Here is a 13,282-nt window from a genome sequence, read left to right as displayed (position 1 = left end):
ATGAGCACCTACAAAACCATAGCAGAATCTAACAATTTTATAGTTTTAGACAAGTACACTAAGTTTTCAGAACTAAATGAAGCACCTGCAGGTTACCAAACAGAGGCAGATTTAGAGAAAGAACTCGTAAAAGATTTAACAAATCAAGGTTATGAGTATGTAAAACACTTAACCACACCAACAGCAATGTTGGCAAATGTGCGTGTACAATTGCAAAATCTAAACAATATGCAGTTTACAGATAAAGAATGGGAGCGTTTTGTAATAGAGTATTTAGATAAACCAAGTGATAACCTAGTAGATAAAACAAGAAAGTTACACGATAATTATATTCACGATTTTGTTTTTGATGATGGACATATTCAAAACATCTATTTAGTAGATAAAAAAAATGTGGTTCGTAATAAATTACAGGTTATTTCTCAGTTCGAGCAAACAGGTACACAAGCCAATCGGTATGATGTTACCATTTTAGTAAATGGCTTGCCTTTAGTTCAAGTAGAAGTGAAAAAACGAGGGGTTGCTATTCGTGAGGCTTTTAATCAAGTACACCGCTACACCAAAGAGAGTTTTAATACGTCAAACTCATTGTTTAAATTCTTGCAAATATTTGTAATATCTAACGGTACAGACAGCCGTTATTTTGCCAATACCGTAGAACGTAATAAAAATAGTTTCGATTTTACAATGAATTGGGCAAAGGCAGATAATTCATTAATTAAAGATTTAAAAGATTTTACAACCACTTTTTTTGATAAACGTACACTTTTAAACGTATTACTTATCTATTCGGTGTTTGATGTTAGTGATGTCTTGTTGGTAATGCGACCGTATCAAATTGCTGCAACAGAAAGAATCCTATGGAAAATAGAAAGCTCTTTTAATTCAAAAAGTTGGGCAACAACAGAAAGTGGTGGGTTTATTTGGCATACTACAGGCTCTGGTAAAACATTAACAAGTTTTAAAGTAGCAAGATTAGCAACAAAACTAGATTTTGTAGATAAGGTGTTTTTTGTGGTAGATAGAAAAGATTTAGATTTTCAAACCATGAAAGAATACCAACGCTTTTCGCCAGATAGTGTGAATGGTTCCGATAGTACAGCGGGTCTTAAAAGAAATATAGATAAAGAAGATAATAAGATTATTGTAACCACCATTCAAAAGTTGAATAATTTGATGAAAGGTGAAAATGATTTAGCTATTTATAAAAAACAAGTCGTCTTTATTTTTGATGAAGCACACCGCTCGCAATTTGGTGAAGCTCAAAAAAACTTAAAAAAGAAGTTTAAAAAATACTATCAATTTGGTTTTACAGGAACGCCTATTTTTCCTGAAAATGCTTTAGGTTCAGAAACAACCCAAAGTGTATTTGGTACAGAACTACATTCTTACGTTATTACAGATGCTATTAGAGACGAAAAAGTACTAAAGTTTAAAGTAGATTATAATAATGTACGCCCTAAGTTTAAAGGGGTTGAAACAGAACAAGACTTAAAAAAACTATCAGGAGCAGAAAATAAAAAAGCCTTATTACACCCAGTGCGTATTACGGAGATTTCGCAATACGTTTTAAAACATTTCAGACAAAAAACACATCGTACAAAAGGAACTAACAACGGTTTTAACGCCATGTTTGCCGTAAGTAGTGTAGATGCCGCAAAATGTTATTATGAAGAATTAAACACCCTTCAAAAAGATAGTGATAAGCCTTTAAAGATAGCAACCATCTTTTCCTTTGCAGCAAATGAAGCACAGGGGGCAATAGGAGAAATACAAGATGAAACCTTTGAGCCTACAGCAATGGATACCAGTGCTAAAGAGTTTTTAACAGCAGCTATTAACGATTATAATGCGATGTTTAAAATGAATTATGGTATTGATAGCAAAGGCTTTCAAGACTATTACCGTGATCTTGCAAAAAAAGTTAAAAATAAAGAAGTCGATTTATTAATTGTAGTAGGGATGTTCTTAACAGGTTTTGATGCACCTACTTTAAATACCTTATTTGTAGATAAAAATCTACGTTATCACGGTTTAATGCAAGCGTTTTCACGTACCAACCGTATTTATGATGCTACTAAAACGTTTGGAAATATTGTAACTTTTAGAGATTTAGAACAAGCCACAATTGATGCTATCACGCTTTTTGGTGATAGCAACACAAGAGATGTGGTACTAGAAAAAAGCTATAAAGAATACTTAGAAGGCTTTACAGATATTGCCACAGGAAAAGCACGTCGTGGTTATGTTGAAGTGATAGAAGAATTAAATGAAAAATTCCCTAATCCAGATGAAATTGTAACAGAAAAGGATAAAAAAGAATTTTCTAAACTGTTTGGAGAATATTTGCGAGTAGAAAATATACTTCAAAATTACGACGAATTTACAAACCTGAAAGCTTTTCAATCTGTAGACATAAACGATCCCATAGCTGTAGAAACGTTTAAAGACACGCACTTTGTTTCAGATGAAGACATTTCAGTAATGAAAGGTATAGAATTACCTGCTGAAAGAACCATTCAAGATTATCGTTCTACTTATAATGATATTCGAGATTGGTTACGACGAGAAAAACAAGGAAACGAAGCAGAAGAATCTGGTATCGATTGGGATGATGTGGTTTTTGAAATAGATTTATTAAAATCTCAAGAGATTAACTTAGATTATATTCTGGAATTAATTTTTGATCACAATAAGCAAACGAAGAATAAAGAAGAATTAGTAGAAGAAATAAGACGTGTAATTCGTGCAAGTATTGGGAATAGAGCAAAAGAGAGTTTAGTTGTTGATTTTATCAATGAAACAGATCTAGATAATATAAAAGAAAAAGCTACTATTATAGATGATTTTTATGCGTATGCAAAAGTAAGACAGAAAAAAGAAGCAGCAGAATTAATTACAGAAGAGACCTTAAACGAATCAGCAGCAAAACGTTATATTTTGGCATCTTTAAAACGTGAGTATGCAAGTGAAAATGGTACAGAGTTAAATTCTATTCTACCTAAAATGAGTCCTTTAAATCCGCAATATTTAACAAAAAAGCAGAGTGTTTTTCAAAAGATTGTTGCGTTTATAGAAAAGTTTAAAGGAATTAGTAAAGAGCTATAAAAGAAGGGTAATAATTAAATTGTATGCATTTATATAACTTAAAGTCAAAAGAATCGATTAGTATTTTAAAAGAGAAACCTTTTAAATTAGAAAGAGAAATACAAACACTCTTCGAAAATAATTTAAATGAGTTAATGGATTTGCAATTAGTAAAGTCTGAGTTTTTTATAAAAAATAAACGTATAGATACATTAGCCTATGACGTTCAATCAAATGCATTTATTATAATTGAATATAAGCGCAGTAAAAATATAAGTGTAGTAGATCAAGGTTTTACATATTTAAGTTTAATGCTTGAGAATAAAGCAGATTTTATAGTTGAGTATAACGAAACACTAAAACAAAATTTAAAGCGTACAGATGTAGATTGGAGTCAAACAAGAGTAGTATTTGTATCTACAAGTTTTACAGAAAACCAAAGAACAGCAACAAATTTTAAAGATATAGCTATTGAGTTGTGGGAAGTAAAACGCTATGAAAACAATTTAATAAGTGTAAATCAAATTAAGAAAAGTAAATCAGCTGAAAGTATAAAACCTATTACATCAAGTAATACACAATTAGAAGCAGTTACAAAAGAGATAAAAGTATATACTGAAGAATTTCATTTAGATAATTATCCAGATAAAGTAAAAGAGCTTTACGAAACCTATAAAGATGCTATTTTAGCTTTAGCAGATGATATTGAGTTAGAGCCTAAAAAACTGTACATAGCATTTAAAAAGGATAAAAATATAGCTGATATTGTTACTCTTAAAAAAGGAATTAAACTATTTATCAATCTACAAAAAGGTAAGCTTGAAGATCCTAAAAATCTAATGCGTGATGTATCAAATACAGGACATTGGGGGAATGGAGATTATGAATTAGTAATAACTAATAATGATAATTTAGAGTATATTTTATACTTAATTAAACAAGCAATATAATTGTAATGTTAGTTTAATAACAATCTTTATTTAAATTTAAAATATTTATCCTTTCTAGTTAACAAAAACTATTAATTATGTCAATTCCTTTAACTCAAGAAAATTTAATTCATAAATCAGGTTTTAATCCAACACAGGGTGTTATTAAGCCTATGCGGAAAAAGTACTATAGAGTACTTACTGAATCTGTTGGTGGTGATGCGCCTAAAGATGTAATTAGATTTTATCAATATGGTAAAGGACAAGTGATAAGTCCAAAAAGCTGGCCAAAATATATTGCCAAAATCGGGCATAAGTGGTATCCAAATGAAAGCATAACAGAACATTTTCTTACAAGTGTAGGTAAATCATTTGGTATTGACATTGCAAATTCTCAATTGATTTATGCAGAAGGGTATGTTAGGTTTTTAAGTGAACATTTCCATAACGAACATCAATCTTTAGTGCATGGTGCTAATATTCTTTCCAGATACCTTTCTGAAAAAGACAATAAATGGATTGACGATTTAGATAATCAAAGGATTTTAAAAGGTGAGATAAATATTGAAGATGTAATTACTGCTTTAAAAGATGTATTTCCAGATAATAATATATTAGACGGCTTTATAGACATGCTTTTGTTCGATTGTCTTACAGGTAATAATGATAGACATTACTATAATTGGGGTGTAATTACACATATAAAAAACAAGCATGAACCATACTATTCACCTATTTATGATACTGCTAGAGGACTTTATTGGAATTTAGATGAAAATTTTATACTATCTTTGCATAATGAATCACCCATACAACAAAATAAAAGGATTGAAAAATACGTTAATAAATCAGTACCTAAGATAAGCATACCAGGTAATGTAAAGTGTAACCATTTTCAACTTATAGAATATCTCAAAAACAACAACTATATCAATAAAAAACACATCAAACGATGGTCAGATAAAGCATGTTTGGAACAGTCTTTGAATACACTTAATAAAGATTTTGTGAAACATTTCACACCAAATAGACGTCTAATAATAAATAAAATACTTAAATTAAGGTTTCAAACGCTTAAAGGCATTATTCAATAACTATGTTAAAGCAATTTAAAAAATTCATCAAGTCTCAGTCCAAGGTAAAAGATTTACCATGTACTTATGAGCAAGTAAATCACAATCCTAAGTTTCAATTAAAATATCAAGATGATATTGTTGGTTACTTAAATTATTGTGATTCTGTTTGGGTTTTTGATTATTCTGATTGGTTTAAAAATCAAAATGATCTTCAACCGTTATTTGAATTTCCAACAAAAGAAAAGTCTTATAAATCGAATGTATTATGGCCTTTTTTCGAAAGTCGTATACCTTCAGTAAAACAACCTAAAGTACAAGACTATCTGGAAGCTCATCCATCAGATCGTGACAATAAAGTCAAACTATTGGAACATTTTGGTATAACCTCGGTTAATAACCCATATAAATTAATTATTAAAATTTAAAGAAAAAGGCGCTTATAGCGCCTTTTTTTGTGTTTATAATGTTTTATCTTTTTTAATTAGCAGTTTTTTTGTGTTAGTTTTTAAACTATTGTCTGGTTTATCAAATTATAAATAATGTCATCGTTTGTGTTAATGAAACTAATTAATCAGCTAAAATTTATAATCTAAAATTAATAGCATCTATTGATTTATCTATTATTTATTGAATTTAATTTTTTTAAAAAAAATAGTTATTAACATGGATATTGTCACCTATTTTGTCACCTAAAAAACAAAACGCCCTGAAATCAATGCTTCAGAGCGTTTAAAGTGGAGTCGGAGAGAATCGAACTCTCGTCCAAACAAGTAACCAAAAGGCTTTCTACACGTTTATTCTTTTCTTAGGTTTTCGATTAAAAGCTGGTTAAAGACAACCCACTTTTAACTTATCTTTTTTAGTTTCAACAAAGCATCAAAGCGCTACTAAGTCTATATTGACATTTTCGATGCCTCAAATGGAACGCTGTCAATCAAAGCTTTCCAGAGACATAAAGCTCGTACACCTTGTGTACCGAGGCTTAATCCTACTATAATTCGGATTAGGCAGCTAAAGCGTAGTTATTCTCGCCGATTAAAAAGTTGATCAAGTGTTTAACGAGTACAAAATCATTACTCGACGTGCTTACAATTTAATTAATCTCGCTGTCAAAACCAGTCGACCCCATTTTAATAAATTGTGTTATTTATTGGATTGCAAAATTACTAAAAATTATAATGCAAAGGTTGTACCATTTAAGATTTATAATAAACTTAAGATAATATTAAGTCATATTTTTTAAATTGAAATAAAAAGTAGAGATGATAAAAACAGGAACAGAAGTACAATGGGATTGGGGACACGGAACTGCTAAAGGAAAAGTAGAAGAAACCTACACTAAAAAAATAACAAAAACTATTAAAGGCACCAAAGTGACCAGAGAAGGGACTTCTGGTAACAAAGCGCTTTTTATAAAGCAATCGGATGGTGACTTCGTTTTAAAAAGCGAAAACGAAGTAAAGCGTGTATAGTAAATTTGATTTGCTAAACCCTAATATTAAAGGTAATTTAGCAAGAATAAATTTAGATATATGAAATTTGCAATTATAAAAGAACGTAAAAATCCACCAGATAGACGTGTCGTGTTTTCTCCTAATGACTTAAAAGATTTAAAAACTTCCTTTCCACAAGCTGAAGTAATTATTGAGGCATCGGACATTCGTGTGTTTAATGATGCCGAATATGAAAAAAATGGCTTTCAGATTTTTGATGACGTTTCAGATGCAGATGTTATGTTTGGTGTAAAAGAAGTGCCAATAGAAGCGCTTATTCCTAATAAAAAATATTTTTTCTTCAGTCATACAATAAAAAAGCAGCCCTATAATAGAGCGCTTTTAAAAGCTATTCTTGATAGGAATATTGAAATGTATGATCACGAAACTATTGTTAGACAAAATGGCGCAAGACTAATTGGTTTTGGACGTTATGCTGGTTTGGTAGGTGCTTACAACGGTTTTAGAGCCTTAGGACTTCGTGATAATTTATTTACACTACCTAAAGTAGAGCACTTGAAAGATTTAGATGAAGTAAAAAGCGAACTGGATAAAATTAAATTACCCAACATAAAAATTGTGCTTTCTGGTACTGGTAAAGTAGCTAAAGGCGCACAAGAAATTTTAGATCATCTTAAAATTAAGCAAGTCAGTGATGCGTTATATTTAACCTCTAATTTTACTGAGCCTGTTTATTGCTTAATTGATGTTATGGAATATAGTAAGCGTAAGGATGGTAAAGTTGGTAATAAAGGACAGTTTTATAAAGATCCTTCAGGTTACGAAAGTAATTTTATGCCTTATGCTAAACAAACAGACTTTTTTATAGCAGGTCACTTTTATGGTGATGGAGCTCCTTATTTATTTACAAGAGAAGAGGCAAGACATCCAGATTTTAAAATTAACTTAATAGCCGATATTTCTTGCGATATTGATGGACCTGTAGCATCAACAATCCGTCCATCCACTATTGCAGATCCTTTTTATGGTTATAATGTTAAAACTGAAAAAGAAGTAGCTTATAATGATAAAGATGCAATAACTGTAATGGCAGTAGATAATTTACCTTGCGAATTACCAAAAGATGCAAGTGAAGGTTTTGGAGAGATGTTTTTAAAACATGTTATTCCTGCGTTTTTTAATAATGATGCAGATGGTGTTTTAAAAAGAGCTAAAATTACCGAAAATGGTAAATTGACTAAAAGATTTAGTTATTTACAAAACTACGTAGACGGTAAAGAGTAATATCAAGTTAGGACTTTTTGGCCTTAATCTGTTACATTAATATAACCATTACAAAACTTAAAAGATGAAAAAACTAAAGTTTATAGTATCATTATTTGTTGTTTTATTAATTTTTTCTTGCGAAAAAGACAATAATATTCCGTTAAATCAACAACAAGTAGATGGTCAAGCTGGCAATCCTTTTTTAGAAAATTTTGGAGCATCTATGGATGCAAGATTTATAGGAAGGGTTATAAATGAAGAAGGAGACCCAATTATTGGAGCTAGTATTAACGTCGGCAATATGATGACTGTAACAGATGCAAACGGAGTATTTTCTGTGGAGTCTGCAACGGTTTATGAAAAATTCGCCTATATAAAAGCGTCTAAAGTTGGTTTTATTAATGGTTCTAGATCCTTAGTACCTACAAGTGGTGTCAACCAAGTAGACATTATGTTATTGGATGCCGATCCAAATGCTACAATTGGAGCAGGTCAACCTTTTAATATTGGCTTGCCAAACGGAACTTCTGTTAATTTTTCAGGTGATTTTGAAACTGAAAATGGTTTTGAGTATTTAGGAAATGTTCAGGTTGTTTTAAGACATTTAAATCCGGACAATGAGGCTATGGCTTTGCAAATGCCAGGAGCTTTAATAGCAGAAAATACGAGTGGTAATTTACAAGCTTTAGAAACTTATGGTATGATAGCTGTTAAGTTAATTGGAGAAAATGGTGAGGTTTTAAATATAGCAGAAGGTACCACTGCAGAATTATCTGTTCCTGTGCCAACTAATGCTACTAATCCTCCGGAAACAATACCATTATGGTATTTTGACGAAACATATGGATATTGGAAGGAAGAAGGTACAGCTGTTTTACAAGGTAATAAATACGTTGGAGAGGTATCCCATTTTAGTTTTTGGAACTGTGACATTGCTTTTGATACCGTTCAACTATGTATTACTGTAGTGGATGATAATAACAATCCTTTGCCTAATACCATTGTACAATTGCAACGCGAATCGGTATCTTGGACATCTGCAACTACAGGATACACTAATGTAAATGGTGAAGTTTGTGGTATTATTCCTGCTAACGAAACATTAACAGTAACCATTCCAGATTTTGGTTGTATTGATAATGATTATACTGAGAGTGTTGGACCGTTTGATATGGACACTAATCTGACCATAACAGTATCAGATAGCAATGCACAAACGACTAATGTAACTGGTGTTTTTAACGATTGTTCTGGCACTCCAGCTACAAATGGTTATGTCTTTTTAAATTATAATAATTCTGTTTCTATTATTCCAATAACCGACGGAACCTTAGATTTATCTATTGATTATTGTTTGACAGATACCGAGTATACCATGCAGTTTTTTGATATAACAAACAATCAATCTACAACTTTTGTAATAGGTAATTTTACAGTTCCTATAACAGATTTAGGTACGCTAATGTCTTGTACAACACTTTTGGATGCAGATGCAGATGGTGTGTTAGATTTTAATGAAGACTTAAATGCTAATGGCGATTATACTGATGATGATACAGATCAGGATGGTATACCTGATTATTTGGATACTGATGATGATGGTGATGGTGTTGATACTATTGATGAAGATTATGATAGTGATGGAGATCCAATGAATAACGATAGTGATGGTGACTCTATACCAGATTATTTAGATAATTTAGATGTCTTAATTTACGCAACAGAGGTTTCAGGAACAGGTTGTATCCCATCATTAATTTACGATTTTGATAGTATTGTTTCAGAGGTTTATTTTGAATTAATTAATAATACGTATACTTTTTACTTAACTGAGGCTGATGCATTATCTGATGTTAATCCATTGGCTAGTCCTTTTATTGATGATGGTACCACTCAAATTATTTATGTAAAAGCGGTTAATACAATAACAAATCAATTTGATATTGCAGAAGTATACTTGTATCAGGAATATTTGGACACAGATGGTGATGGATTAACAGATTGCGAAGAGTTATCAGGTATTGATAGTGACCTTTCTATCTGTAATCCAAACGGTAATATAACAGATCCTAATGCAGCAGATAGTGATGGAGATGGTTTTGATGATTGTATTGAAGCTGGTAATGGTACTGATCCAAATGATGTCACTAGTGTCCCAACTAGCCCAAGTATAATTGTAAATGATCAAACGGTAACAGAAGGAGATATTGTGGAATATGCTTTTACTTTATCTAGTCCAGCAATCGATGATATTATTATTAATTTTGAAATTGTTTCTGATATTGTAGATTTTGATGATTATGAAATTGAAGGTATTTATGGTAATAACAATATTAATTTTACCATTGAAGCAGGTAGCTCAAGTGGTGTATTTGCAATTGTAATTACAGATGATACAGAAGTTGAAGGGACTGAAGATTTTACTGTCATAGGAACATTATTAAGTGGATCTGCAAGTGCGATAGGAGAAGCGACGATTTCAATTATAGATAATGATTAAAATTAATTTTATATTTAATTAGTATAAAAAAAAAGCTTCCTAAAGGGAAGCTTTTTTGTTTGTAACATAATTTGTTTTTATGGCGTAATAACAGACACATAAAAACAATCCAAATACAATTGTAAATAGCCACGCTGTGTAATTTAAATTAGGGTTTAGCACTATAAATACTATTGTTTCTAATATAGTCCATGGTTTATTTAATACTTCCCAAGAATTAAATCTTAAAAAGCGACCTAAGTAAACTCCAAAACCAACTAATATAAATAACAACGGAATACTGAATGCAACAATATGTTTTTCGACGTAAGTCTTAAAAATAATTTCCATGGTCCAAACAGATTTAAAAAACAAAAGTAATCCGGTAATAGCAAACATGATGATAATTAACGTGTCTATCCAGAGTAAATGGTGACTACTATATTTTAGATGAAATAAGTCCGTAACTATATAAGGTGCGTTTGGTAAAAATAGTAACCATAGTATACTGTTAGTAATTAGAGTTGATGATTTTATGTGTTTAAGAGTTGCCAAATAACTACTTATTAAATAGGGTAGTCCTGCTAAAAATAAATTCCAAATTAAAAATAAATAGTAGTAATTATTAGTTAATTTAATTCTTATTAGTAATAGAGTTAAACTAAAAAAAGTTAGTAATATTATAGATAATATGGTTTGATATTCTGCCTGAATGATTCGTTTAATTGTTTTCATTAGTGATGTAATTTATATCTATAAAATAGATAGTGATAATGCCTAATGTATATGCAACTAAGTCTGCTATACTAAAGTGACTGCCAAGCACGATTGAGGCTATTTTGTTATGTTTTAAATGTAATGTTTCAAGTAGATTTGTAAGTTGGGCAAACTCAATACAAAAAGAGATGGCTAATGCCCAAATTGAAGCCTGAATACAATGTATTTTAAAAATGCTTTTTAGGCCACAATAGACTAATATAGAAGCTAGAAAATCGCCAACTGTAAATCGTATAAAACCATTTTTTAAGTAGTATGCAATTGCAATTTCTGTTAATAGTATAACTAGTGTTAGCGCTAAAAATTTAGTGTCAATTTTTACTGTCATTACAAGCTTATTTTTGGACCCAAAAACTTAGGTTGTGTATTAATAATAACATCTATAATTGCTTTGGTACGTGCTAAGTACTCTCTTGCTTTGGTGCGTAAATCATATCGCCTTTTTACATCTTTAGCGTTAAAGGCAATAACGTTTAAATTATAGTGTTGTGCTAAATATGTGGCACGTTGGTTATGAAATTTTTGTGAGATTATTGTAAAACTATCCAAACCAAATATTTTGTTGGCTCTAATAATAGAATCTAATGTTCTAAATCCAGCATAGTCTAATATTATCTTATCTTCAGGAATACCAAGATTGATAAGGTCTTGTTTAAATGTTGAAGGTTCGTCATAATAACTAGTACTGTTATCTCCACTAATTAAAATACGTTCAACTTTTTTATTTTTGTAAAGTAAATAAGCAGCTTCCAAGCGGTATTTGTAATATAAGTTTATAGTGTTATTACTTGTGTATTTGCTGGTGCCAAGTAATAAACCTACCTGGTTTTTAGGAATTGCGTTTACGTCATTATAAAGTTTGTCTTTAGCTTTATAATTAATGTAAAAGTGCGCCATAAAAATGGCGAGTACCATTATAGTTATGGCAATAATTATAAGTTTGATATAGGTTTTCATTTTAATTATTTAGATTAATAAATATAGAGCTTCTTAAAGTGCTAACTGAGGTGTTTAGTAATCCTTTATAATTTAGATTGTAAAAGACATTTGCATTTTTGCCTATGCGATACGATTTTATATAATACTTCCAATATTCTGGTAATATTATGGAGCCTATAGTAATCACGCCAAACAAGTATATGCTGCGTTTACCATTACCAAAGCAAAGGTACTGTAAGGCTATTTCGTCTTTCTCAGTGGTATTATAGCCAGTCATTACGTGGTAGGCGTCGTGACGTTCTACTTTTGGAATTAACTCAAACCCATTGTGTTGTAAAAACAGGCCTAAATGATAACCAAAGGTGTCTTTTGGAAATTGTAGTAATTGTTGTTTTTTTATATGCCAAGGTTTGTTTTTTTTGAAGTATTTGGTGTAAATATGTTGTGTTATTTTAAATAACCATGCGATTAATTGTTTACGTTGTGTTTTCATATTTTCAAAGTGCTTTGTTTTTCAAAGTAAATAGATAAAAAAATAGATAAAAAAATAGATTACTGTTTTTTGATTAATTTTTCAAGTGCATTGATGTGTTTTTTAAATTCGGCTTGACCTAACTTAGTAACACTATAGCGAGTGTTTGGTTTACGATCTATAAATTGTTTTTCTACAGTGATATAATCTGCTTTTTCTAATGCTTTAGTGTGACTTGCTAAATTACCATCTGTCGCATCTAATAACGCTTTTAGGGTTTTAAAATCTGCGTACTCATTTACCATTAAAACAGACATAATTCCTAGCCTAATCCTATGGTCAAATACTTTATTTATGTTGGTTATTATACTCATTTTATATTATGCGAAAATAGGAATCTTTGCTAATTAATCTGTTATCATAAACTTTTTAACTTTTGCTACCACATTGTTTTTAAAAGTGATTTGTAAACTATGAAATTGAACACCTAAGCCTGCACTAGATATTCCTAAATCATAAACCCACTGATTATCACTAGTACTATTAGAAGGATTTCCTAGAAGCGTAACAACTTCGGACTTGTTTTTTAGTTTTAAAATTTGATTATTAATTATGTCATCTCTCATTTTATATCTTGATGTTGTTTCTGTACGCCATTTTTGTTCATTAAATGTAGACTCTGGTATATACTCTATATAACTTATCAATAATAATATTAAACCATAATACGCTAAAGGAGTAATAATGATACTTATAACTATAGCTGTGATTTTGGTTTTTTATTGTACTTTTTTACAACCCAT

Annotated in this window: 13 protein-coding genes and 1 other RNA gene; 7 read left to right on the top strand and 7 right to left on the bottom strand. The window is 30.5% G+C overall.

The genetic code is table 11. The features are described from left to right. From B2989_RS14490 to B2989_RS14475, 4 genes are all read left to right on the top strand, one after another. Entirely contained in the window at positions 1-3,108 is a 3,108-nt protein-coding gene (locus B2989_RS14490; RefSeq protein ID WP_292949868.1) for a type I restriction endonuclease subunit R, read from the top strand. A gap of 23 nt (positions 3,109-3,131) precedes the next feature. Then, positions 3,132-4,037: a DUF5655 domain-containing protein gene (locus B2989_RS14485; RefSeq protein WP_292949866.1), complete on the top strand. Its 906-nt coding sequence runs from the start codon at positions 3,132-3,134 to the stop codon at positions 4,035-4,037. A 77-nt stretch (positions 4,038-4,114) separates the two neighbouring features. Further along, entirely contained in the window at positions 4,115-5,110 is a 996-nt protein-coding gene (locus B2989_RS14480) for a HipA domain-containing protein (RefSeq protein WP_292949864.1), read from the top strand. 2 nt (positions 5,111-5,112) lie between these two features. Then, positions 5,113-5,517 carry a HipA N-terminal domain-containing protein gene (locus B2989_RS14475; protein ID WP_292949862.1) on the top strand — a complete coding sequence of 135 codons (405 nt, stop codon included), beginning with the start codon at positions 5,113-5,115 and terminating at the stop codon, positions 5,515-5,517. Positions 5,518-5,824: 307 nt separating this feature from the next. Here the strand turns inward: B2989_RS14475 and ssrA are convergent. Continuing rightward, positions 5,825-6,219: a transfer-messenger RNA gene (gene ssrA, locus B2989_RS14470) on the bottom strand. A gap of 135 nt (positions 6,220-6,354) precedes the next feature. Here ssrA and B2989_RS14465 point away from each other — a divergent pair. From B2989_RS14465 to B2989_RS14455, 3 genes are all read left to right on the top strand, one after another. Further along, positions 6,355-6,564: a DUF2945 domain-containing protein gene (locus tag B2989_RS14465; protein ID WP_292949860.1), complete on the top strand. Its 210-nt coding sequence runs from the start codon at positions 6,355-6,357 to the stop codon at positions 6,562-6,564. A gap of 60 nt (positions 6,565-6,624) precedes the next feature. Next, positions 6,625-7,830: an NAD(P)-dependent oxidoreductase gene (locus B2989_RS14460; RefSeq protein WP_292949858.1), complete on the top strand. Its 1,206-nt coding sequence runs from the start codon at positions 6,625-6,627 to the stop codon at positions 7,828-7,830. 64 nt (positions 7,831-7,894) lie between these two features. Then, entirely contained in the window at positions 7,895-10,312 is a 2,418-nt protein-coding gene (locus B2989_RS14455) for a hypothetical protein (protein WP_292949841.1), read from the top strand. 39 nt (positions 10,313-10,351) lie between these two features. Here B2989_RS14455 and B2989_RS14450 read toward each other — a convergent pair whose 3' ends face one another. Genes B2989_RS14450 through B2989_RS14425 form a run of 6 tightly spaced genes read right to left on the bottom strand, consistent with a single transcriptional unit; the run spans position 10,352 to position 13,186 of the window. Then, positions 10,352-11,026 (bottom strand): DUF1361 domain-containing protein, encoded by a 675-nt coding sequence (locus B2989_RS14450; protein WP_292949839.1) that lies wholly within the window; start codon positions 11,024-11,026, stop codon positions 10,352-10,354. After that, complete coding sequence (locus B2989_RS14445; protein ID WP_292949837.1) at positions 11,013-11,396, bottom strand: DUF2809 domain-containing protein; 384 nt, start codon at positions 11,394-11,396, stop codon at positions 11,013-11,015. Before B2989_RS14445 ends, B2989_RS14450 begins: the two co-directional genes overlap by 14 nt. Continuing rightward, entirely contained in the window at positions 11,396-12,025 is a 630-nt protein-coding gene (locus B2989_RS14440; RefSeq protein ID WP_292949835.1) for a SanA/YdcF family protein, read from the bottom strand. The genes B2989_RS14445 and B2989_RS14440 overlap by 1 nt, the downstream gene beginning before the upstream one ends. Position 12,026: 1 nt before the next feature. Continuing rightward, on the bottom strand, positions 12,027-12,500 hold the full coding sequence (locus tag B2989_RS14435; RefSeq protein WP_292949833.1) for a Coq4 family protein: 474 nt from the start codon (positions 12,498-12,500) through the stop codon (positions 12,027-12,029). A gap of 59 nt (positions 12,501-12,559) precedes the next feature. Further along, on the bottom strand, positions 12,560-12,853 hold the full coding sequence (locus tag B2989_RS14430) for a winged helix-turn-helix domain-containing protein (RefSeq protein ID WP_145002667.1): 294 nt from the start codon (positions 12,851-12,853) through the stop codon (positions 12,560-12,562). A 33-nt stretch (positions 12,854-12,886) separates the two neighbouring features. Then, on the bottom strand, positions 12,887-13,186 hold the full coding sequence (locus B2989_RS14425; RefSeq protein WP_292949830.1) for a hypothetical protein: 300 nt from the start codon (positions 13,184-13,186) through the stop codon (positions 12,887-12,889). Between the last annotated feature and the right edge of the window lie 96 nt (positions 13,187-13,282).

Origin of the sequence: Olleya sp. UBA1516 (assembly GCF_002323495.1) — a bacterium.
Lineage (GTDB): Bacteria > Bacteroidota > Bacteroidia > Flavobacteriales > Flavobacteriaceae > Olleya.
The sequence above is the reverse complement of the archived record's forward strand: the minus strand, read 5'-3'. Positions and strand labels throughout refer to the sequence as shown.